The 22687-nt window shown below is 39.6% G+C and carries 17 protein-coding genes and 3 pseudogenes; 8 read left to right on the top strand and 12 right to left on the bottom strand.

The genetic code is table 11. From position 1 onward, the window contains the following. Nucleotides 1–163: 163 nt before the first annotated feature. Entirely contained in the window at nucleotides 164–364 is a 201-nt protein-coding gene (locus NSTC745_RS08940) for a hypothetical protein (protein WP_445636830.1), read from the bottom strand. 325 nt (nucleotides 365–689) lie between these two features. On the opposite strand from NSTC745_RS08940, the gene NSTC745_RS08935 reads away from it, so the two are divergent. Next, the gene (locus tag NSTC745_RS08935) at nucleotides 690–1355 is read left to right on the top strand and encodes a hypothetical protein (RefSeq protein WP_445636829.1); all 666 of its coding nucleotides are present in this window, start codon (nucleotides 690–692) and stop codon (nucleotides 1353–1355) included. A gap of 57 nt (nucleotides 1356–1412) precedes the next feature. Here NSTC745_RS08935 and NSTC745_RS08930 read toward each other — a convergent pair whose 3' ends face one another. After that, the gene (locus tag NSTC745_RS08930; protein ID WP_445636828.1) at nucleotides 1413–4268 is read right to left on the bottom strand and encodes a tetratricopeptide repeat protein; all 2856 of its coding nucleotides are present in this window, start codon (nucleotides 4266–4268) and stop codon (nucleotides 1413–1415) included. Nucleotides 4269–4654: 386 nt separating this feature from the next. Between NSTC745_RS08930 and NSTC745_RS08925 the strand changes: the two are divergent. Beyond that, nucleotides 4655–4885 (top strand): annotated as a pseudogene (locus NSTC745_RS08925) (hypothetical protein); the annotation flags it as partial. Between the two features lie 6 nt (nucleotides 4886–4891). Here NSTC745_RS08925 and NSTC745_RS08920 read toward each other — a convergent pair. The 4 genes from NSTC745_RS08920 to NSTC745_RS08905 all read right to left on the bottom strand — a co-directional run bounded on the left by NSTC745_RS08920 (nucleotide 4892) and on the right by NSTC745_RS08905 (nucleotide 13021). After that, the gene (locus tag NSTC745_RS08920; protein WP_445636827.1) at nucleotides 4892–10057 is read right to left on the bottom strand and encodes a WD40 domain-containing protein; all 5166 of its coding nucleotides are present in this window, start codon (nucleotides 10055–10057) and stop codon (nucleotides 4892–4894) included. After that, entirely contained in the window at nucleotides 10033–11364 is a 1332-nt protein-coding gene (locus NSTC745_RS08915) for a P-loop NTPase fold protein (protein ID WP_445636826.1), read from the bottom strand. The genes NSTC745_RS08920 and NSTC745_RS08915 overlap by 25 nt, the downstream gene beginning before the upstream one ends. Nucleotides 11365–11775: 411 nt before the next feature. Next, nucleotides 11776–12636, bottom strand: coding sequence for an SDR family oxidoreductase (locus NSTC745_RS08910; protein WP_445636825.1), 861 nt, complete (start codon nucleotides 12634–12636; stop codon nucleotides 11776–11778). A gap of 157 nt (nucleotides 12637–12793) precedes the next feature. Then, nucleotides 12794–13021 (bottom strand): hypothetical protein, encoded by a 228-nt coding sequence (locus NSTC745_RS08905; RefSeq protein WP_445636824.1) that lies wholly within the window; start codon nucleotides 13019–13021, stop codon nucleotides 12794–12796. 401 nt (nucleotides 13022–13422) lie between these two features. On the opposite strand from NSTC745_RS08905, the gene tatC reads away from it, so the two are divergent. Further along, nucleotides 13423–14217, top strand: a complete 795-nt coding sequence (gene tatC / locus NSTC745_RS08900; protein ID WP_445636823.1) for a twin-arginine translocase subunit TatC — start codon at nucleotides 13423–13425, stop codon at nucleotides 14215–14217. Nucleotides 14218–14322: 105 nt separating this feature from the next. Then, nucleotides 14323–14658 (top strand): annotated as a pseudogene (locus NSTC745_RS08895) (tRNA-binding protein). A 76-nt stretch (nucleotides 14659–14734) separates the two neighbouring features. Here the strand turns inward: NSTC745_RS08895 and NSTC745_RS08890 are convergent. Next, entirely contained in the window at nucleotides 14735–15043 is a 309-nt protein-coding gene (locus tag NSTC745_RS08890; protein WP_445636822.1) for a DUF3067 family protein, read from the bottom strand. Nucleotides 15044–15272: 229 nt separating this feature from the next. Between NSTC745_RS08890 and petC the strand changes: the two genes are divergently transcribed. The 4 genes from petC to NSTC745_RS08870 all read left to right on the top strand — a co-directional run bounded on the left by petC (nucleotide 15273) and on the right by NSTC745_RS08870 (nucleotide 18121). After that, the gene (gene petC / locus NSTC745_RS08885) at nucleotides 15273–15812 is read left to right on the top strand and encodes a cytochrome b6-f complex iron-sulfur subunit (RefSeq protein WP_190955442.1); all 540 of its coding nucleotides are present in this window, start codon (nucleotides 15273–15275) and stop codon (nucleotides 15810–15812) included. 119 nt (nucleotides 15813–15931) lie between these two features. Next, the gene (petA, locus tag NSTC745_RS08880) at nucleotides 15932–16933 is read left to right on the top strand and encodes a cytochrome f (RefSeq protein WP_445638562.1); all 1002 of its coding nucleotides are present in this window, start codon (nucleotides 15932–15934) and stop codon (nucleotides 16931–16933) included. A gap of 125 nt (nucleotides 16934–17058) precedes the next feature. Continuing rightward, complete coding sequence (locus tag NSTC745_RS08875) at nucleotides 17059–17418, top strand: cupin domain-containing protein (RefSeq protein WP_445636821.1); 360 nt, start codon at nucleotides 17059–17061, stop codon at nucleotides 17416–17418. A gap of 16 nt (nucleotides 17419–17434) precedes the next feature. Next, entirely contained in the window at nucleotides 17435–18121 is a 687-nt protein-coding gene (locus NSTC745_RS08870; protein ID WP_445636820.1) for a Uma2 family endonuclease, read from the top strand. Nucleotides 18122–18281: 160 nt separating this feature from the next. Here NSTC745_RS08870 and NSTC745_RS08865 read toward each other — a convergent pair whose 3' ends face one another. From NSTC745_RS08865 to NSTC745_RS08845, 5 genes and pseudogenes are all read right to left on the bottom strand, one after another. Beyond that, a complete protein-coding gene (locus NSTC745_RS08865) occupies nucleotides 18282–18386 on the bottom strand; it encodes a DUF6888 family protein (protein ID WP_445638561.1) in 105 nt (34 codons plus the stop codon). Nucleotides 18387–18460: 74 nt separating this feature from the next. Next, a complete protein-coding gene (locus NSTC745_RS08860; RefSeq protein WP_445636819.1) occupies nucleotides 18461–20050 on the bottom strand; it encodes a glycoside hydrolase family 57 protein in 1590 nt (529 codons plus the stop codon). A 368-nt stretch (nucleotides 20051–20418) separates the two neighbouring features. Next, the gene (locus NSTC745_RS08855; protein ID WP_445636818.1) at nucleotides 20419–20988 is read right to left on the bottom strand and encodes a Uma2 family endonuclease; all 570 of its coding nucleotides are present in this window, start codon (nucleotides 20986–20988) and stop codon (nucleotides 20419–20421) included. 45 nt (nucleotides 20989–21033) lie between these two features. Further along, a pseudogene (locus tag NSTC745_RS08850) lies at nucleotides 21034–21771 on the bottom strand (Uma2 family endonuclease). A 94-nt stretch (nucleotides 21772–21865) separates the two neighbouring features. Next, nucleotides 21866–22648: a Uma2 family endonuclease gene (locus NSTC745_RS08845; RefSeq protein ID WP_445636817.1), complete on the bottom strand. Its 783-nt coding sequence runs from the start codon at nucleotides 22646–22648 to the stop codon at nucleotides 21866–21868. Between the last annotated feature and the right edge of the window lie 39 nt (nucleotides 22649–22687).

Below are 22687 nucleotides of genomic sequence, written 5' to 3'. Positions count from 1 at the left end.
AAAAAAGTCTGAGCGTCGCCTTTGTGCGCTCAGAACTTCAAACAGACAACGAGGAACAATCAACTTAACTTCACATTGCCAGTTTTGAAGTTGTTTGTTCATCCACCTTTGTCTTCCTGATTACGTTAATTAGAAAACCTGTCCTTTCAAAATAGCTTGCAAGTTATGAGTTAGCTGTCTTTTTACGAGAAACACCACCAGCAACCCAAGAGTCAATACCTATTACTTCACCCCCGCCTATGGCAACATCGCCACCAACGTAAATACCATTCGGGATTTCGACACTAGTTGCATGATGTTTATTCGTGCTGTACATGTCTGAAAATCCCAAAGTACCGATAACCGTAGATACACCTACACTCATTGTATTTTCTACGGTTGAATAAAACGGATTTTTAGCTTTTTCATTTTTCATACTTAACACTTATTCATTTCATAGTTACTCTTTATTCAAGACATATTTTGCCCCATTTAATCTAAATCTACGGTTAAATAACCATATAATTGACTACTTTATGATTGTTTTTTGGCTATTTTATGACTAATTTATGTTTGTATGTAAAATTGAGCTAGGTAATTAATACTGGTACTGGCTTGTCTTTTGCAACGCTATTTTGAATTTTTTATGATAGATTTATGCTTAACTTTTGACTGTAGAGATATCGGTTACAAACAAACCTAACCAAAACATGGCAGACTCTGACCAAGTAATAAAAAAAAAGAAAATAACTTACACAGCTTCTCCAGAAGCTATAAATATAGCAGAAATGGCTTTAAAAAGACTAGGATTTGGGTCAAAAGCCAACTTTGCTAATTCTCAACTTTTAGCTCGTACTACAGTTACAAAATTTTTTCAGGGTCAGCCTATTCAGCTTCAGTCATTTAAAAGAATATGCGAAGCACTAAAGTTAGATTGGAGAGAAATTGCGCTAATACCAGAAGAACAATTGGAACGACTAAAAGAAAAAGATTGCACTAACTCTAATACTAATGAGGAAGTAGAAAAAATTCAACCGCTTTGTCGTCAAGTGACCGTAATAGATAAACAAAGTAAAACAAGAAAAGCTGTTATCATCTTAAAAGGTGATATTAACTCAATTAATAATGATTTATTAGTATCTCTAAAATTAATATTAGAAAATTTTTCAGGTGATACGATAGTAATTACTGATATTAAAGAAGGCAGTGTTATATTAACCGTAGAAGTTTCTCAAGAAGGTATAAAACGGTTGATATCTCGTTTCAAATTAGGAGAAATAAGTGAAGTCAATGGGTTCCCTATCGAAGATGTGCAAATTTTGAGCATAAATCCAAACGAAGTGGAAAGTAACAAGCACGATGATACAGTACTTTAACTGAGGTGATTGTAATTTATACTTCTAATAATTGTTTTCTTGCTTATTAGTTAGTCATTATTGAGGCGCGGTATTATTTTGATTCATCTTTGTTTGAATATTCGTAATTAACTCTTCAACTTTTATTTCCAATTTTTTTACAGGTGAATTTTTCTCTATAACTTCTAGCAATTTTTTGATTTGTTCTAAGTTTTTAAGCGCATCTTGGTTTTTTTCTGTTACATAAAGAGAAAAAGCATAATTGTAAAGCGTTGTTACCGAATTATCCCCATACTTAATTGCACTTTCTAAGCATTCTAAGGCTTTTTCATGTTCTCCTACTCTTTGATAAGCTCCTGCTAAATTTGTTTCAATTGATGACAAAAAATTTGTTTCAATTGATGATGAAGTTGAAAAATTATTCTGAGTATTTTTATCTTGCGGTTCTAAAATATTTTTAGCTTTTAGATATTGTTCGATAGCTTTTTCATATAGTCTTTTAGCTTCATCATTTCTTCCCTGCTCAGATTTAAAATCACCTTCAGATACCTTAAGCAGCCCATAGTTAGCAAATACAATAGCTGGCGTGTTTTCAGTTTTGGTAGCTTTTATAAAGTCAGAATCTGCTCTTAAATAACAATTTATCACTTCTGTTTGATTATCTTGAACAAAGTACTTTCTACCTAAGGATGCATAAGTATGAGCACGTCGAGCATGTAGCAGAGCTGAATTGTTCCGTGAAAGTTGTATCGCCCGGTCATATTTTTCAATTGCTTCCTGGTATCGTTCTAAGCCACTGAGAGACAATCCCCAAGCATTCCACAAAGCTACGCTATCATCATATCCCAGCAAATATGCTTTCTCAAAATCTGCAACAGCTTTTTTAAATTCATCTGGACCTTTGGATATAGTATTATAAGCGATGCCTCGATTACAATATGCTGCCCCAATTCGAGGATTTATAGTGAGAGCTTGACTAAAACTATCAATTGCTGATGACACATCATTTTCACGTAAATGAACAAGCCCTAGATTCAACAAAGCTTCAACAAAATTAGAATCAATTCTCAAAGCTTCCCCAATATTTTTAAGTGCTAATTCATATTGTTTTTTATATATAAATATAACACTTATATTATTATAAGCTTCTGCTAGAGTTCGATCCAAACTAATAGCCATATCATAAGCCTCTTCAGCATCTTCCATACAAGAGATTAGATAATAACCAGTCCCTAAATTAACATAGTCTTTCGCATTAGGTTTAAATTTTAAACGTATCTCAAGTTCTTTAATTTCTTGATTTAGAATATTTAGGGTTACAATATTCTTATTAAATATAGATTCTGATTCCTCTTCCTCATTTTGAGCCAAAAGATTATCCGGAAGAGCAAACTGTTTTCCTGAGTTTAATACAGATTGTCTACCTTCATCTGCCCTTTGACGAGCTCTTTCAGCAGCATTCATATAATAAGCTTGAATATGAGTATAGTTTGGATAATTAGAATAGTCTTTTAAAAATTCTATTTGTTCAGCTGATGATAACCCAAGAATAGTTAAGATTCGACTATATTCATCATTAGAATTAGGAGAACAATTATTTTGTAACAAATTTTGGTTTAATTGTAATTTATTTGAAGTCTTTTGACTTCTTTGCAATTTATTTAAAGATATCTGCATTTCATGAAAAGTATTTATATTGATTTCTTGTAAGCGAGGTGTTTTAGAGCCTAACTTCATGTATAGGATAGCTTGATCGACCCAGTTAATAATTTGCTGTGTATCAAATTGAGTAGATAAAAGTAATTTACATATATCGGTAGTAGCCAAACTTTGAACACTGTCAATACCTAATTCAGACAGGCGAGCTTCATGCCATGTATTTATACCTGAAATATTTTTCAAGGGACTTTCATTGTATTGATCGATTGGTGCGCTTAGTGAACGATTAGTCACAAAAGTAATCCATCTAATACCACTTGTTGGAAATATCCCAATTAGGAAAGCTAGTACTTGCCAAGGTATCGAACTTTTATCATTAGATTTATATACATCTTTATTTGAAGGGCTAGATGATGAAGAAGTTGCTTGAGAAGTCGGCGAATTGCTTGATTTTTCAGATGATGAAGAAGTTGCTTGAGAAGTCGGCGAATTGCTTGATTTTTCAGATGATAGAGGCTCTGTAGTAATACCACCAATCAATGATGCTATGCTAAAGGTTATAACTGCTGATAACAGAGTTCTCAGTATCACAGCACTGTAAACTTGAGGTTGTAAATCAAAAGTATTATATCTTCTAACAAGTAATTGAATCCCAAAGAAGTAAGAGCCAAGAAAGGCATAAAAAATAATCCTAACCGTACTTGATTGGATAAATGTGTATTCAGTACCAGTACTAACTTTGTAGTAAGAAACAAAAATAATAAATGACAAAAATACAAATAAAATTATATAAACCCCAAATTGAAATGGATTATACACTGTATTATAAAGTTGATAAATTTCATCAATATTTTCCTTGGAAACTAATCCTAATAATTTTAAATCATCTGCTAAACGTTCTTTTTGAATTTCAGATTTATAGTAACTGTAAGCAATGTATGATAGTGGAAATATGCCAATAATGGCAGAAAAAATAAGAGAAATAGTTAAGGATTCGCCTGGAATTTTCCATTTTACTCCCCATGGTGCAAATTCTAAACACCCTGTTGGTTGCTCGCATTTGATATCACCAATTAAAAACTGACTAGCTATTAATACAATAACTACCGACAAAAATAAAATACCAAAAGATCTAAAATTTTGAAATCTTTTAATAGTTTCTTGTTTTCGTTTTACAGAAATGTAGTGAGCAATTAAATCTTCTAATCGATTACCTAACTCTTCAATCACATAATTTATTTCTTGTTTTTTATCTTCAGAATCAGATACATTCAAACACTGATTGAGGATCTTCTTAAGTTCTCTAGAGTTTTTTCTAGGATTTGTCAAATTTGAAAGTAGCAGTAAATCGTGAACTTGCCTTTTAGTAAGCTTTTTAGTATCTGAATCTTTACTCGATCGCAAATCATAAAAAAAAGACTGTATCCGTTTACAAAGATTCATATTTTTATAAACATAATTGAGCTAAGAAAAAGTTTATATCTTAATATTTTATATTTCACCATATAAAATAAATATTTAACTTTTCATTGTAAAAAGCAATATTGCTGTGCCTAGTAACCTTGTACTGTTTTCGCCTGCGATCGCACTTCATTCAGGTTGGTGCTAGGTGCGATGGCACTAAGCTTGATAATTAAAACATCAGTACCATCTACCAATTCAAAGCAATGGAATTCTTCTTTCCTCAGACTGCTGCATTAATTGATTGGGAACGTCCCCATGAATTTCTGGATAAGGAATTCCAACAAATAGACCGCAATGCATAAATTGGACGGAGATACGCAGATAAATTAGTTAAAGTTTGGCAAATTCAAGGAGAAGAAATTTGGTTATTGATTCATGTTGAAATTCAGGCTAAATCAAAAGAAACATTTGCACAAAGAATGTTTTCCTAAGCATTACCTATCAGAACACAAAGCGCGATCGCCCTTCATCACTTTCTGGTTAGTCTGCAAATAATCATGCAGCAAATCGCAACTCCGTGCGAGCAATTTATCTAGTTTGATATCTGCTAAATCCTGGAAAATCACCGTACCATTGGCACTTCCCACAGCTAAAGTCTTGCCATCAGGGCTGAAATTGATGCTGGTTAACTCGTCTTTATAGCCTTTCAAAGCAATTAACAATGTTCCATCGCGGTTCCAAATTCTCACTTTGTCATCGCTGGAGGCTGCTAAAGTTTTACCATCTGGACTAAAGCTGACGCTGATGAAACTATCACCATCCCCACTAAGATTAGTTAGCAACTCACCGCCTCGATTCCAAATCTTGACTGTGCTATCAATACTAACTGAGGCGAGAATTTGACTATCAGACGACCAAGCTACCCCATTTACTCGACGGCTATGTCCGGCTAATGTCTGTATCAATTTACCATCTTTACTCCATAGTTTCACTGTTTTGTCATCGCTAGCCGAGGCTAGGAATTTGCCATCAGGACTAAAACTTACCCAATTCACTGCATCTTGATGTTCTTGCAAAGTGTTCAACAGTATACCGTTACGGCTCCAAAGCTTCACCGTTTTATCTTTACTGGCTGAGGCAATTACTTGACCATCAGGCGACCAAGCTACACCCAATACTGTATCAGTATGACCTTGTAATGTATGGAGCAATTCACCAGCCCGACTCCACAACTTTACTGTTTTATCTTTACTCCCTGAGGCAATTATTTTACCATCAGGGCTAAAACTAACACCCCAAACTTGACTCTGATGTCCAGTGAAAGTACGGTATAATTTACCTTCTCGATTGAAAAGTTTTACAGTTTTGTCTCGACTGGCTGCGGCTAAAGTGCGACCTCCAGGGCTAAAACTGATACTAGTCACCCAATCGTTGTTATCGGTTTTGGGTTTTTGCAGTAGCACATCGTCCCAACGCCAGAGTTTGACGGTTTTGTCCCGACTTGCAGAAGCGAGGGTGCGACCGTCTGGGCTGAAACTAACGCTATTCACCCAATTATTATGTCCCCTAAGGGTACCGAGCAACACACCTTCAGTACTCCAAAGTTTGAGGGTTTCGTCGGTACTTGCAGAGGCGATGATGTTACCATTGGGGCTGAAACTAACGCTGGTAACTCCTGCACTATGCCCTGATAAGGTTCTCAGGAGGTTACCTTCTAAACTCCACAATTTGATAGTCTGGTCTAAACTAGCGGAAGCTATTGTTTTACCATCAGGCGACCAAGCGACACTTAAAACTGCATCATCATGACCTGGAAAGGTTCTCAGCAACTCACCGTCTCGACTCCAAAGCTTGATGGTGTTGTCAGCACTCCCGGAAGCAATGGTTTGTCCGTCGGGCGACCAAGCAACAGCCAAAACCGCACTGTTATGTCCGTCTAAGGTTTTGAGTAATTTACCGTCCTGAGTCCAAAGTTTTATCGTCTTGTCTGTACTCGCTGAAGCAATAAGTTGACCATCAGGACTAAAACTCACACTATTCACCACAGCTTGATGTCCTAATAGAGTGGCTAGGAGTTGACCGTCCCGAAGGTTCCACAGTTTCACTGTTTTATCTTGACTGGCGGAAGCAATAATTTGGCTATCGGGGCTAAAACTGATGCTATTGACTACATCTTCATGTCCTGACAAAGTTTCGATCGCGCTACCATCAAGACCCCAGATTTTAATTGTAGTGTCTGCACTGGCTGAGGCAATTAAACGGCTATCGCGGCTAAATATAACACTATTTACCCCAGATATATGCCCGTCGAAACGATTATATTCTCTTACCCCGGAAACCGCTTGATAAAGAGCCGTCAGTACTTGCTCTCTAGTATTAGAATCTACCCAGATTGTTTGTTGTAATTTTTTCCCTGCTTTTAAAGCTTCTTTTAAAGCATCAATACCTTTTTGTGAGGCAAATAAAGCTTCACTGGATACGCTCAAAGTTTTAATTTCGCTATCTATTGCTGTAACGATGGAAACGCTTAAACCAAATATCGCCAAAACAGAAGCAGTCAAAGCAATTTTTAAAGAACGATTTAATTTAGCTTCGCTGAGTCTTTGTTTCTCTTGGCTTTCTGCTAGTTTAGCTGTTAACTCTTTTTCTTTGAGTTCAGCTCGCAATTGCTCAATTTCTAACTGACTTAATTCTTCGCGTTTTTGTAACTCCCGCAATTCTGTTAATAAACCCAATCCCTGTTGCGGATGACTATCTATTAATTTTGTTGGCTGCTTTTTTTGGCTGAGTTCGCTTTTGAGCCGCTCAATTTCAGCTTGACTTTGTTCTACTTTTTGGCGTAGTTGGTTGAGTTGGACTTGTAAGCTTGATTCCTGTTGTTGCAAATAGCGAATTAAGTCTACTAAATAATCGTGAATTAATTGATAGCGTTCTGGTACGTCGGGAAAAAGAACTACTAACCCAGAGCGGACTAAAATATCTAAAATTAATTCTAGTTTGCTAGCATCTTCTAACTCTGTTAATTGTGCCGCTAATTCAGCGCGAGTTTTAAAAGGTCGGTTGTTGCTTTCATCTGTTAACAAATATAAAACGAGTAAAGCGGCTCGTTCATTTTCTGGGCCGCAATCTTTGATTAATTCTTTGATATATCGCTCAATTAGTTTGTTGGGTCTATATGGCTGATATTGTTCCAGGGTGGTAATTCGTTCATCTTGAATTTGCGCTCCCACAACTTGCAATTCAATGGGGCGGACTTCTCCAAATTCTGTGGATAAATCTGCAATTAGGGCATCAATTAAAGCAGGCTCTAAGTGTAACTGGGAACGCTCTGTCAATTTTTTGATAATTGCTTTTGCATATTCTGGCGAAAAGTTATTTAACTGGTAGCGGATATTTTTATCCAGAATATTGTTGTTAATGGCTTCTAGTGAAGAAAGATGTTTGAAGTCTAATAAACGATGTAAATAATCTTCTCTTAAAGAAAGAATAACTTTAACAAAAGGTATATTAAGACAGTCGCTAATAAATTTATCGAATGCTTGCTTTTGATGGCGATCGCTATATCCAAAGAAAAATTCTTCAAACTGGTCAAAAATTAAAACTGTTATCAAATGATTATCAGCATTTTTTTCTAATTGCTGTAAAATATTTACAATGGTGCTAGGCGTAATCGACTCAGGTAAAACCTCCGGCTCAATGGCTGCTTCTCCTTTAATCTGAGACATGGCCTCACTTAAAGATTTACCTAATTCCTTAGCCCAATCGCTATAAACTTGCAGCACCACAGGCACCGCAATTTGATCGCCAATAGCTCTATTTTGCAGTGCTGGAACTAAACCCGCAGTTACCGTAGAACTCTTACCAACTCCCGACTGACCGTGAATTACTGTTAACTTTTGGTCAGCACGACTAATTCTGCCAATTAAATCATTAATATCTCGTTCTCGGCCAGAAGCCCCAATTTCTAAAGCAACACTACTACTCCCAGCAGGTGACATTAATGCTGGGTTTGTTACCTGTCTTTGGGGTTGCAAACGTCCTGCACCGATAAAAGCCCGAAAACCATATTGCTGTTCCACAGAACGGCGTTTTTGACGAATGTAATAAGCTTCTAAATATCGTCCTTCTTCAAAATAAAGCGATCGCAATGTCCGCAACAAGCGAATATAACGATGGGCATCATATTGATGAGCGCTGTATTCTAACGCTTCCGGCAGTTCTTTTGCCGCCTTTTCTAAATATTCACGCGCAACTTCTTTCTCGCCTATATTGCGTTGTGCTTTCGCTAATATCAAATAATAAATTTGCGCCAATAATAAAGGAAATAAACAGTCATAAGGGTCATTTTGCTTTTGCGCCTCAGCTAATTTCAGCAGCGATACATGCGCTAAGATACTCGCCTGTACCCAACGCGATTGTTGTACCGCTACTTGAGCAAGAAAGCCGTAGTCGCAAGCAAGTTGAATTTGATTGCCATAAATTTGATGCAACTCCAAAGACCTTTGAGCAACAATTTGCAATTGTTCCCAGTCGTGGAGGTTTTGCAAAACTTCAGCCAGTTGACCAATAAATTCAGCAACTATATTTAGACACCCAGCTATTTGTAAAATATTTAAACATTGCTGAAAATAAGATTTTGCTGCTAACCAGTGACGGCGATTTTCTACTTGATTTTGCTCAGCTAAACGACAACTACATAACCCTAGATAAAACAGCAAAATTCCCTGTCTTAAAAATAAAGGAGATGGCGGAGATGGGGGAGATGAGGAAGAAAAGGGAGATAAGGAGGTATTGGGGTGTTGGGATGGTGGGGCGCTGGGAAGATGGGGTGAAACTTCCTCCCCATCTCCCCATCTCCCCATCCCCTCATCTCCCTTGTCCCCCAATTTCTGCCAAATTTGTAAACTTTTCTGAAAATGAATTAAAGCCGGATTAATGCGATCGCTAACATAATTATCTAAGCCAAAAACAAATTCTAAACTCGCGTGCAATTCTGGCTCTAAAGTAATACCACGATCTTGTAATTCTCTGATGGCAAAGTGGAGTTCGTAGTTATGTTCCCAAACTTGCCCTAGAGTAGAATAATTTTCTGCAAATTTCGATGTTTGGGATTGTGCATTATTTTTGGGTAAAACTCTAGCAAACAAAGAATCAGTTTCTTGTTGGAGAAATTGCAGCAACGAACTAGTTGTCATTTCAAAATGAATCGGTGTCGCCGCCCAACTCGCAAAATCTGGCGCTAAACGTACCACTTTTTGCAAAACTTCATCATTCATCCACACAATTATCGGAAATGGATGGCGCTTGCGAAATTCATCACGAATATGATTAATAGACCTTAAGAAATCATCCAGCCCATCTACGGACTCTAAACCCAAAATCATCAACGCCGATGGCGGTTGATTTTCGGTAACTAATTGTAAATGAATAGTTGTGTAAAGACTTCTGGCGTTATGCGGTAAAACTACTTTTTGAATGTGGTATAATCCTGAAGAAACTTCTTCAAGTCGTTGCAACATTTCCTCTTGCAAAACTCGATAATTGCAGGATACTAAAACTAGGGAAAATTGACCGTTAGAAAGTGCGATCGCTCTCCCCAAAGTCCTCAACGCCCGCTCGTTATTTGCTCTTATATCTACTTGTGATTGTCGTTCAACCATGATTTAAATCTCTGCGTTTCTGCTAAAACCGGGTTGACGGCAAACCAAGCCCCCTCCCGATCGCGGTATTCAAATACAAATAAACTCCGCAATAGAGTGTGGTATTCAATATCACCTCTGACCCTCTGTTGTTGCACCACCTGAAAGATGAGTTCCCATTCATGCGGGTCAATGGCATTAGCTCGGTAATCCCGCTGTCTTTGAATCACCAATTCGACACACTCCCGCTCGAAGGGTGGATCTTGTTCCCGCAAACAATCAAACAGCAACCCCAACAAGTCGCGCACATGACCGCCACTAATCAAACACAACCGATCTAAGGTCTCCAAATTATCAAACACTTCTGTAATTAAGCCTAACCGATCGCTAGGTAAAATGTCGGGAAAAGCCCTCGCTAGCACCATTTGTCGCATCAATGCTAGCCCTTGGGGAAAAACCTCTCCAGAGCGCAAACGCACAGGTATCATCGGTAAAACTTTTGGTGCTACTCCTCCGCCTAAACGATGCTGAAGTTCGGCGCTATCGTTGGAGAAAGTTAAAGCTAGGGGAATAGTATAGACAACATGACAATTTAGTTTGCGTAACTGTTCGCCCCGTTGAATAAACAAGTATTCTGGTAGCGATCGCCCCGATGGTAAAGGTCGAATTGCTACTCTATCCAAATTATCAACAATTACTACCAGTCCTTTTTTACCCCTGGCTTTAAGTTCTTTGTTGGCGCGTTCTAATAGTTCTTGATTAATTGACTGTAAAATATTCGCCGTTCGCGGTTCCAAATAGTCCCTTAACCGCCGCCGCAATTGGGGGCTTTCTTTGGTTTTAGCTGTAATTTTGCCAATCCCCACAGATAACTCGGCTTCAACTCCCAGTTCAATTGGTGTTTGTAAAAAATCGACAATTTCGCCAAATAATTTGGTAAAATAACTAGGCTTGAGTTTAATTTTCATCGCCTCCAAGCTTTCACTTACTTGACCAGCGATCGCTAATAAAACATCAGTCACATCCACATCTGCCATTTCTAAGACGTGGGTGGACTCAAAGTAAACCACATGAAATTGCTGCACTTCCAACTCAGCTTTCAGGCGCAACAATTCCGTCGATTTTCCACAGCCGAGATGTCCCGTAAAAAGCTGACAAGTTGGCGAATCTGGCGATATGCGAGTGATGGTGCGCTGCAAAGCCTCAATGATTTTGCCACCCCGCACCGCTGCAAAATCGATATAATATCGGCGATCGCTTGCATCTCCTATCATTAGAGGTCTACTGGGATTGCAAGCCTGATAAAATCTTTCTAAATCTAGGAGCATAACTAATCGAGTTCATTCACGAATAGGGATGACAAAATTTATATTTGGGAATTTATCAGTTAATTTAAGTACATCTGACTTAAATTACTAACTAAGTTAACAGCATTCCGCTTGATTTTTCATATCTACGTTTCATCTAGCACACCGTAATGCTGATATTTAATTTTAACTAAGCAGAAATACTCTTATAAGTATAAATAACTATAAAATCTAATATTAAATAAGCTACTTTTATCAATATTAAAAATATCCCATACAAAAAAAGTACCGTTAAGTACAATTTTGTAGTGTTTTTGAACATATAGCAATTCTATTTGACTGGTGAGAATTCGTGGTGTAGAGATCCCCGACTTCTTTAAATCGGGGGTTTAATCTCTGGTGAATTAAATGCAAAATCCCAAATCGTATAATCTACAAACCCATTGAATATAAAATTAGGCGATCGTGGAGGCGATCGGGCAAAATATGTTTTAGCACCGCTTGGATTTTGGCATCTTGTCCAATCAGATAGCGTGTCTTTGGTTGTTTTGCAGTCAGCGCGTGGACAACAGCTTGAGCGACAATATCCGCAGAAATTCCTCTAGCTGCGATCGTCTGCATTTTTTGACGTACAGTATTCATCGCCTGACCGTAAAGATCCAGTGCCGATTCTGGTAAACTATCTTGTCCGATTTCAGCTTGAGTTAGAGATTTATTCCAAATAGGCGTAGCAATAGAACCAGGTTCAATAATTGAAACTGAAATTCCCCACGGTTTTAACTCCATACGCATCACATCAGTGAGTGCTTCCAAGGCGAACTTTGAAGCATTGTAAGCGCCCAAAAATGGGGTAGGACTTCTACCAGCAATCGAACCCATATTGACAATTCGACCGCGACCTTGGCGTAATAAACCAAGAAATGCTTGTGTCACCGCTAATTGTCCAGTGACATTCACATTCATCTGATGTTGAAATTCTGCGATCGGTAATAATTCTAAAGGGCCGGGAACAGCAATTCCGGCATTATTTACTAAACCTGAAATTCCAACATCACCCACTGTATTTGTTACCTTATCAACTACAGAAGCGATAGATTCAGCATCAGTAACATCTAAAAAAATTGGAATCAGTCTTTGTGAAGCTTTTTGTTGGAGTGCTTGAGCATCAATATCTTGACGCACGCCAGCAAAAACAGAAAATCCCAATCGGTCTAAAAGCAAAGCACAGGCCTGACCAATTCCTGTTGACGCTCCTGTAATCAGGACTGTACCTTGATAATTTCCTACAACCATTAGTTTTTTTGATTATGAAACTGCTGTAATATTTCTCTATGTGTCCTAATTAAATTAAGCCAACGCACCTAAATGTTGCATTTTGTCCTCAAAACCGTCATTAATCATGACTAAAAAACAAATGACAAATGACAAATGACAAATGACAAACTTAGTATCAATCCTTGCAGATACCAGAACGAAGACAATCTTCGGTTTGGTCATCTCTAGCTGATATATCCCACGGCAATATATCTGAGGGAGCTTTTGTGCTGTAAACCATCAGAGCAGCTACGGTAGAAAGCTGATTTTTGACAATCGACACATTACTATAAACATTGCCTAGCTCAGCATTGGATAAATACATGGGCAATGCCATCAAACCAATGCAAATTGTCCGGTTCATACAACCTCAGCTAAAAATTTCTAAATACGCTAAACTTAGATGCCACCTTGATGAACCGGAATTGAAAAACTGAGCATTGTATATTGATGTTGTGTTGAGTTACTCAGTCCTAATAGCCGCAGAGACGTGATTTACAAATTATCGGTTCCACCCATTTTAGGTTAGGCATTGCCTAAAGATGGCTTCCTACTAACTTATGCACATGCAACCCTAAAAAAACAGGACAAAAAACTCCCAGCATTCAAAAACATATCTTGGTGGCTGCGATCGCCAGATAAAATAGTTAACAATGCTGACTAAGCAGATGAGGCAGACGCGTGGACGCAAAGAAAAACTAATGCCCAATGCCCAATGCCCAATGCCCCATAACCATATTATAAATGTTGCCTACTAACTGACTCATGACGCCTTCACAAGACGTAGATACTGTAAACGTTCCTGATATAAATACAGAAGCAGATGGCAACTCCCAAACCGATCCTTTAGATGAGTTGCCAGGTGAAGTCGAAATGTCACTTTTCGACCATCTAGAAGAGTTGCGACAACGAATTTTTTATTCGCTAATTGCTGTAGCAATAGCCATTATCGGTTGTTTCTTTGCCGTTAAGCCCATTGTCCAACTACTTGAGGTTCCAGCACAGGGAGTCAAATTTCTTCAACTTGCACCTGGAGAATATTTCTTTGTCTCCCTCAAAGTCGCAGCCTACACTGGCGTGGTACTTTCTAGCCCTTTCATTCTTTACCAAATTATCCAGTTTGTGCTTCCCGGACTGACTCGCCGCGAACGCCGCTTATTAGGGCCTGTGGTTTTAGGGTCGAGTGTTTTATTTGCAGCAGGTTTAGTATTTGCTTATTTACTTCTCATTCCCGCAGCTTTGAAGTTCTTCATCAGCTACGGAGCAGATGTCGTCGAACAACTTTGGTCAATTGACAAATATTTTGAATTTGTGCTGCTACTTTTATTCAGCACTGGTTTAGCATTTCAAATTCCCATCATTCAACTATTACTCGGTAACTTGAATATTGTATCTTCTGAGAAGATGGTTTCTGGTTGGCGTTACGTGATTATGGGAGCAGTGGTTTTAGGAGCGGTTCTCACACCTTCTACTGACCCCTTAACCCAAAGCCTTCTAGCTGGTGCAGTGCTGGGACTCTACTTTGGCGGCATTGGTTTAGTGAAGCTCACAGGAAAATAGCGATCGCCAAGCTGAATAAAAAATTAAAATATTTAAATCCAAACTCACCGAACTTTAGATTTTTAATTTTGGCTTTTGGATTAAAAATCTAAAATCCAAAATTAAATGCCACAAATTAACTTTGACGATTTTGAAAAAGTTGAAATTCATGTTGGCAAAATCATCAAGTTTGAATAATTTACTCAAGCTAAAAAGCCTGCTTATAAATTGTGGATAAATTTTGGTAATTTGGGCATCAAAAAATCTAGTGCCCAAATTAAAAAACTTTATCAACCAACCGAATTAATCGGTAGATTAATATTAGCTGTAACTAATTTTCTACCCGATAGAATTGCGGACTTCATTTCGGCAGTTTTAGTCTTGGGAGTAGTTTTAGACGATGGAGAGGTTGTGTTAATTCAGCCAAATAGAGATGCAGTCCTTGGCAAGAGAATTTTATAGCATACTTTTAGTCCATAAACTTATTTATATACAAAAAATGTAATGACTGAGAAATTAATATTCAACTAGTAACAGGTCATAAGATCCATTCTGAAGCGCGATCGCCCAAATCTAGAGGAATACTAACAGCTTTGCCGAGTCGGGGGCGATCGCGTGTTTGGGTGATAAATGTTTGCACTTGCGTTGTTCCACCCAAAGCATGAAGATAATTAGCGATGCTATCAAGATGCTCTTGGTACTCTGCCTCAGTTAAGGGAAAAGAAGCTTGCTCCAGATATTTCCACATGACTTGTAAAAATATCTTGCCCTGTGTCCGCCGAAACTGGACATCGTAAGAGTATCCCCACTTCTCAACCAGCAGTTGACGTAATTCCTGTCCTGTCATAGCTTTTCTCAATCAGATTTTACATTTAGTTATGATGTTAAGTTCCGTAACTCCAGTATGATAAGGATATAAAGAAATGTAATGCTAACAGAAAAGATGCTAAACATATCTTGGAACAGAGAAATATGGCATCGTCGTAAGCGTTAGCATTTCGACTTAGACAAGAGTTGCTCAAGTACAAGTACTCTTGTCAAAATGCTTAACAAAATACACAAAGAGCGCGTAGATTATGGCTCAATTTTCGGAATCAGCAGACGTGCCAGATATGGGGCGTCGTCAGTTCATGAATCTGCTCACTTTTGGGACTGTCACTGGAGTAGCTCTGGGTGCATTGTATCCCGTTGTCAAGTACTTTATTCCACCAGCTAGCGGTGGTGCTGGTGGTGGAACCACAGCAAAAGACGAGTTGGGTAACGATGTCAGTCTCGCCAAATTTCTGGAAAACCGTAACGCAGGCGATCGCACTTTAGTTCAAGGACTCAAGGGTGACCCCACCTATATTGTGGTAGAAAACAAAGAAGCCATCAAAGATTATGGCATTAACGCTATTTGCACCCACTTAGGTTGCGTTGTCCCTTGGAATGTTGCTGAGAACAAATTTAAGTGTCCTTGTCACGGTTCTCAGTATGACTCAACTGGTAAAGTTGTTCGGGGTCCAGCACCACTGTCTTTGGCTTTAGCCCACGCCAGCACAACAGACGACAAAATTGTCTTAAGTCCTTGGACTGAAACCGACTTCCGCACCGGCGATGCACCTTGGTGGACTTAATAATTTTGTCCTTAGTCATCTGTCCTTTGTTCTTAGTCTTTCGACTAATGACCAATGACTAATGACTAATGACCAATGACCAATGACCAATGACTAATTCAATCATTGTCCTTATAGAGATGAGAAATGCTTCTGTAACAGCGAGGTTAACTCGCAGTGCTAGAGCAATTGTAAAAACATTGCTCATAGCGATCGCCACTGTGACATTCTACTTCAGTTGCGATCTCGCCCTTCCCCAATCTGCTGCTGCCTATCCATTTTGGGCACAGCAAACCTATCCTGAAACCCCCCGCGAACCAACCGGGCGGATTGTTTGTGCGAACTGTCACCTAGCAGCCAAGCCGACAGAAGTGGAAGTTCCCCAATCGGTGCTACCTGACACTGTGTTCAAAGCTGTAGTGAAAATTCCCTACGATACCAGCGTTCAGCAAGTTGGTGCTGATGGTTCTAAAACCGGCTTAAACGTCGGTGCTGTGCTGATGTTACCCGAAGGCTTTAAGATTGCTCCCGAAGACCGCATTTCCGAGGAGCTTAAAGAAGAAATCGGCGATACTTACTTCCAACCCTACAGCGAAGAGAAAGAAAATATTGTCATCGTCGGCCCGTTACCTGGCGAACAGTACCAAGAAATCGTCTTCCCAGTTCTTTCTCCTAACCCCGCAACCGACAAAAACATCCACTTCGGAAAATATTCAGTTCACGTAGGTGGTAATCGCGGGCGCGGACAAGTTTATCCCACCGGCGAAAAGAGCAATAACAACCTTTACAATGCTTCCGCTACTGGCACAATTACCAAAATTGCCAAGGAGGAAGATGAAGACGGTAACGTCAAATATCAGGTTAACATCCAACCAGAGTCTGGCGATGTTGTCGTTGATACAGTTCCCGCAGGCCCAGAATTGATTGTTTCCGAAGGACAAGCTGTTAAGTCTGGTGATGCTTTGACCAATAACCCCAACGTCGGCGGATTCGGTCAAAAAGATGCAGAGATCGTACTGCAAGATGCTGGCAGAGTCAAAGGTTTAATTGCATTCATCGCTCTTGTAATGCTGGCTCAAGTTATGCTAGTGCTGAAGAAGAAGCAGGTTGAGAGAGTCCAAGCTGCTGAGATGAATTTCTAAATTCTTTGCTAAATTATTGATTGTTTGTAGGACAGGCATCTTGCCTGTCTTTTTTAAAAGGCATTATGAGGATTAAACAGCGATTAAATATAGCTAACGCTAGTAAAACTTAAACCGCACACCAAATGATTAGTAAAGAAACTGCCGAGCATTATATATGGGGTAATAATTGTCATGGTTGGCATCTTGTTAAGCAACCAGAATTGAGTGTGATTCACGAACTAATGCCACCAGGGACTTTTGAAGTTAAACATTATCACCAAGTATCGCACCAGTTTTTCTTTATTTTATCTGGAAAAGCAACTTTAGAAATCGATGGTTCCCGTCAAGTAATTTATCAACACGAAGGTGTAGAAGTTGCGCCTAATATTCCTCATCAGATACTCAATGAATCTCCAGATAATTTGGAATTTTTGGTGATTTCACAGCCTCCTAGTCATGGCGACAGAATTTTGAGCGATATTATTGAATCTAGCCCTAGTTGAGTTGAGGGATTTGCCCATGACAGCCTCAGTTGAGTATATCCCCGTTACGCCAATTGAATATCCAGATGAAGACGGTAAGCCAATGACTGAAGGTGATTTACAGCGCAAGTGTCTCGTATACGCTACCACTGTGCTGGATATTTATTTCCAAAATCGTCTAAATGTCTACGTAGCTGGTAATTTATTTATCTATTACGAAAAAGGTAATCCGGAATCAGTTGTCGCACCAGATGTATTCGTGGTGTTTGGAGTAGAAAAACGCGATCGCGGTTCTTACAAAACCTGGGAAGAAAACGACAAAATCCCAGATTTTGTTCTAGAGATTACCTCAAAAACCACCCGTAGCAAAGACCAAGGTGCAAAAAAAGGAATCTACGCCTTTCTAGGGGTGCGTGAATATTTTCAGTACGATCCTACAGGCGATTATCTTAATCCGCGACTCCAAGGTTTACGTTTGGTCGAAAACAATTATTTTCCAGTACCAACCAATAACTTATCAAATGATACCGTATCCCTACCCAGCGAAGTTTTAGGGCTGGAGTTGCGTTTAGAACAGGGGAAATTGCGTTTTTACGATCCAGCTACAGATCGAATACTTCTAACTCATGAAGAAGAAGTAGCGATAAGACAAGCCGCAGAAGAAAAGGCGCAAAGATTAGCTGCTAAACTCCGAGAATTAAATATTGACCCAGATAGCCTCTAACATATTAGTTTAGCGTTACTTCCATCTTATTGTTTGAGTCAATACTCACCACTTGGTACTCTTCAGTGTGGAATACCGTACTTAGTCTATCGGCATACACACCCGTGGATAGATTGCAACTTTTGATTTGGAGTTCGTCTCCAGCTAGGATGTAAATTTGTCAAGTTCTCTCGTCAAATCGAAATAAGCGGATATCCTTATACAAATTTGACAACATTTGACAAACCCGTACACAGGCTAAGGCTTGCTCTGTTGTTGGTAAAATACTTGTACTGAGCTTTGCCGAAGTAAACGCTCCTCACTACTAATAATATAAGGTGGGCATTGCCCACCCTACTACTACAACGGACGATAGACGCGATAGTTGATGCTAGGGAAAATATTATCCATTACCTCGACTTTTTCGAGCCAGCCGCTGTCAATTTTGCCAACTTTCACATCTTCGTAGAGTTTATTAAACCTCATTAGGTGCGATCGCGTCCTTCTCACTGCGTATGGTACCATCGTTCCCGTCCGCATAATAAAAGCCCAGTCAGAAGATTGTGCTAATAACAACTCGCGCGCTGCTTGATTTAATGCTCGCCACTGCAATTCATCCTCTGGTTCCAAGTGAGATATTTCAATCATTCGCTCAGCAGCTTTGTGCAAATGTGGATAAATCCAGGCGTTTGTTTCGTTCAACCAATACTCGTGGAAACCTTTGAAACCCCAACTTGACTGGGAAGGACGACATACTTGCTGTACTGGATGCGATCGCAAATAATCCGCCAAGTGAGTCATCGCATAAGTTCCTTGGTCATACCATGACTTACGGAATAGAAAATCAATGAACCAAGGTCCCTCATACCACCAATGTCCAAACAACTCGGCGTCGTAAGGCGAAACGATAATCGGCGGACGTTGCATTATACCATAGAGATGTTCCGATTGCCGCTCCCGATTATACATAAAGTTAGCGGCGTGTTCCGCTGCCTTTTCCCGGGCCCAATAAGGGTCATAGAGTGCTTTATCTGACAGCCCTAAACCACGTCCAGTAATTTTGTGATATTTAATGCCCGTGTTTTTTCGTTGACCATTGGGCATAATGTAGGGCTTGATGTACTCATATTCTGCTTCCCAACCCAAATCTTTGTAAAATTCTCGATATTCCGCCGCGCCAGGATAGCCGACTTCAGAAGACCATACTTGTTGAGAAGATTCATGATCTCGCCCAAAGGCAGCAACACCAGTTTCTGTGAAAATCGGGGCATAAGTACCAAAGCGCGGACGGGGACGGGCGTAAAGAATGCCATGCCCATCGGTGAGGAAATAACGCAAACCAGCATCTGCCAGCATTCGCTCTACACCTTCGTAATAAGCGCATTCAGGTAACCAAATACCTCTGGGTGCTTGTCCAAAAGTTTCCTGATAATGTTCGCAAGCTACCTGAATTTGTGCCCACACTGCTTGCGGATACATTTTCATTAATGGCAAGTAGCCGTGGGTAGCGCCGCAAGTGATAATTTCTAGGTTATTACTATCTTGGAACTGCTTAAAAGCCGTCACCAAGTCACCTTTGTAGCGTTCCCATATTTGACGCGCTTCGTTAAACTCAGTGGCGTAATGTTCGGCCAAGTAGCGAATATGTCCATTATGGACGTTACGCTCGGCCTCCATCTCTATAAGTTCTTCTAGTTGCGCTAAGTGGGCGTCATAGCGTTCTTGCAGCAGAGGGTCACGAAGCATCGACACTAGAGGTGGTGTCATACTCATCGTGATTTTAAAGTCGATACCGTCTCGCTTTAAGCCTTCAAATACTTTCAATAATGGGATGTAAGTTTCTGTGATGGCTTCATAGAGCCATTCTTCCTCCAACACATAGTCACTTTCTGGGTGACGAACGAAGGGCAGATGTGCATGAAGGACAAGCGCGACATAGCCAATAGCCATAGTGATTTTGGGGTGATACTTGTAAGTTGAAGGTGGAGGGGTTTGCCAGAAATTAACAATATTTTAAGACTTTATGGGGATCGTCAGTTAGGTTTATAGGAGTTTTCAATTAATTTAAAAGCTTTGTACCAATATTTGAACTCTTGGCCATTCCTACTCCGGTTGTGGGTTGACTTGTTGCAGCACAAAAATCGGGTTTCTCACTTACAATCCTTTTGTAAACTTTTTGCCTTTGGAGTTTAGTAATTATTTTTTGACCAGATGCCGTTAGTATCTGCCTCCAGAAAAATTTTACTTTTACTTTGTTTGGTGAGGTTGAATTTCAGGAGCGATGCCTAAGGCGGGCTACGCCTACGCCAAAATCAAAGTTATACAAAAAAGCGTTGAACTCGAACGCTAAAACCTGGCAAAAGTGGCGATGTAATTTCGTCATCAGCCAACAAAGTCACTATCAGTTTTAATTGGGCAGTTTCTCGGCGATAAACTTCTAACTGCTGTAATTGCCAATTTGCAATCCAATATTCTTGTACTCCTGTCGATGAGTAAAGTTTAAGTTTGGCCTCTCGGTCTCGACGTTCGTTGATTGTCCCAGGAGAAAGCACTTCTACAATAAGTTCTGGCGCTCCTCTCAAATGTCCTTCTTCATCCAGCAATTGTGCTAAACGCTCATTACTTATCCAAACTATATCGGGTATGACATTATCAGCATTTGTAAAAATTATCCCAGGAGTTGCGATCGCTTCACCTAGTTTACTGGAGCGAGACCAAATTTCTAATTCCAAATAAACATTACCACCAGTTCGCTGATGTTTCCAGTGAGGCGCTCTAGTCACAAATAGTTCTCCGTCAATAATCTCATAGCGCTTCCATTCATCAGTTGCGAGTAATTCTAAATCTGAGATTGTCCAACGAACTCTATCAGGTATTGTTTGGTTCATAACACTATTTGTTCATGCTTAGTTGAGAAATAAAATTCTCTCTTTTCAGAATATTTGTTCGGGGTCAATACCTGCGGCTCGCAAACGTTCTACCAATATTCCAGCTCGTTGACGTTCTTGTTCTAGTTCTTGGTTAGCTTGTTGTAACTGCTGGTTAGCTTGCTGTAACTGTCGGTTTGCTTCTTCTTCTGGTAACATTACCAATTGCCCATCTGGTGTAAAAAAGCGCAATTTTCCAGACTCAACTCCTAAATACAGTCCTAACTGTTGACTCCATAACCAGCCTTTAGCAGTAACTTCGATTTCTTGATATTGTCCATCAACTAAGTGAAATCCCTGTCATCCTTGGTTATTTGGGTCAAACCAAAAATAATCTGGAGTCCGAAACGTATTTTGGTATATTTGCTTTTTCAAACCTTTATCAACTGAGGCTGTGGAATCAGATAGCAGTTCTATAATCACGTTGGGATATTTGCCGTCTTCTTGCCACACAACCCAGCTTTTGCGGTCTTTTTTTTCTGCATCTAAAACTACAAAAAAATCCGGCCCTCGGAATTCTTCTGACTTTTTTTGGTTAGGGCTGAAATAAATAGTCAGGTTGCCAGTAGCATAAAAATTGTTGCGATCGCGCCACCACCACTTTATCAAGCGGATGAGTAAATCGATTTGTTCGCGGTGTAAATCAGATTCCAAGGGGGGTTCGTCACTATAAATATCGCCTGGTGGAAAAATTATACTGTCTGTGACATCGGCAGTAGAAGCAGTGGCAAGAGATTGAGACATAGCGTTCGCACTTTTTTGTCTTTATCCTATCGTGACTGAGCGATGCCTGGGTTGGGCTACGCTAATGCACCTTAACAAGGATAAAGTTTGATTTTTAGAATATTTGCTCAGGGTCAATACCTGCGGTTCGCAAGCGTTCTGCTAATATTGCAGCTCGTTGACGTTCTTGCTCTAGTTGCTGGCTTGTTTGTTCTAGTTGCTGGCTTGTTTGCTCTAGTTGCTGGCTTGTTTGCTCTAGTTGCTGGCTTGTTTGTTCTAGTTGCTGGTTGGCTTCGTCTTCTGGCAACATTACGAGATCCCCATCTGGTGTAAAAAAGCGTAATTTGCCCAAATATACTGCCAAATAAAGCTCTAATTGCTGACTCCACAACCTACCTGACTCAGTGGGCGCAAGGTCTTGATACTGACCATCAATTAAGTGAAATCCTCGCAATTCCAAGCTCACTGGGTCAAACCAAAAGTAATCCGGAGTCCGAAACGTATTTTGGTATATTTGCTTTTTCAAACCTTTATCAACTGAGGCTGTGGAATCAGATAGCAGTTCTATAATCACGTTGGGATATTTGCCATCTTCTTGCCACACAACCCAGCTTTTGCGGTCTTTTTTTTCTGCATCTAAAACTACAAAAAAATCCGGCCCTCGGAATTCTTCTGACTTTTTTTGGTTAGGGCTGAAATAAATAGTCAGGTTGCCAGTAGCATAAAAATTGTTGCGATCGCGCCACCACCACTTTATCAAGCGGATGAGTAAATCGATTTGTTCGCGGTGTAAATCAGATTCCAAGGGAGGTTCGTCACTATAGATATCACCTGGTGGGAAAATTATACTCTCAGTGACATCTTCTACACTAGGGGTGGTGGCAAGGGGCTGAGACATACAACAGAATCTTTTTATTTCTATCTATGCTATCGTGAC

Source organism: Nostoc sp. DSM 114161, from assembly GCF_052692665.1.
The sequence above is the reverse complement of the archived record's forward strand: the minus strand, read 5'-3'. Positions and strand labels throughout refer to the sequence as shown.

Excerpts from the sequence above, each read along its gene's own strand:
- NSTC745_RS08940 (WP_445636830.1), bottom strand. The coding sequence starts at position 364 with ATGAGTGTAGGTGTATCTACGGTTATCGGTACTTTGGGATTTTCAGAC.
- NSTC745_RS08935 (WP_445636829.1), top strand. The coding sequence starts at position 690 with ATGGCAGACTCTGACCAAGTAATAAAAAAAAAGAAAATAACTTACACA.
- NSTC745_RS08920 (WP_445636827.1), bottom strand. The coding sequence starts at position 10,057 with ATGGTTGAACGACAATCACAAGTAGATATAAGAGCAAATAACGAGCGG.
- NSTC745_RS08915 (WP_445636826.1), bottom strand. The coding sequence starts at position 11,364 with ATGCTCCTAGATTTAGAAAGATTTTATCAGGCTTGCAATCCCAGTAGA.
- NSTC745_RS08910 (WP_445636825.1), bottom strand. The coding sequence starts at position 12,636 with ATGGTTGTAGGAAATTATCAAGGTACAGTCCTGATTACAGGAGCGTCA.
- NSTC745_RS08905 (WP_445636824.1), bottom strand. The coding sequence starts at position 13,021 with ATGAACCGGACAATTTGCATTGGTTTGATGGCATTGCCCATGTATTTA.
- tatC (WP_445636823.1), top strand. The coding sequence starts at position 13,423 with ATGACGCCTTCACAAGACGTAGATACTGTAAACGTTCCTGATATAAAT.
- NSTC745_RS08890 (WP_445636822.1), bottom strand. The coding sequence starts at position 15,043 with ATGACAGGACAGGAATTACGTCAACTGCTGGTTGAGAAGTGGGGATAC.
- petC (WP_190955442.1), top strand. The coding sequence starts at position 15,273 with ATGGCTCAATTTTCGGAATCAGCAGACGTGCCAGATATGGGGCGTCGT.
- petA (WP_445638562.1), top strand. The coding sequence starts at position 15,932 with ATGAGAAATGCTTCTGTAACAGCGAGGTTAACTCGCAGTGCTAGAGCA.
- NSTC745_RS08875 (WP_445636821.1), top strand. The coding sequence starts at position 17,059 with ATGATTAGTAAAGAAACTGCCGAGCATTATATATGGGGTAATAATTGT.
- NSTC745_RS08870 (WP_445636820.1), top strand. The coding sequence starts at position 17,435 with ATGACAGCCTCAGTTGAGTATATCCCCGTTACGCCAATTGAATATCCA.
- NSTC745_RS08860 (WP_445636819.1), bottom strand. The coding sequence starts at position 20,050 with ATGGCTATTGGCTATGTCGCGCTTGTCCTTCATGCACATCTGCCCTTC.
- NSTC745_RS08855 (WP_445636818.1), bottom strand. The coding sequence starts at position 20,988 with ATGAACCAAACAATACCTGATAGAGTTCGTTGGACAATCTCAGATTTA.
- NSTC745_RS08845 (WP_445636817.1), bottom strand. The coding sequence starts at position 22,648 with ATGTCTCAGCCCCTTGCCACCACCCCTAGTGTAGAAGATGTCACTGAG.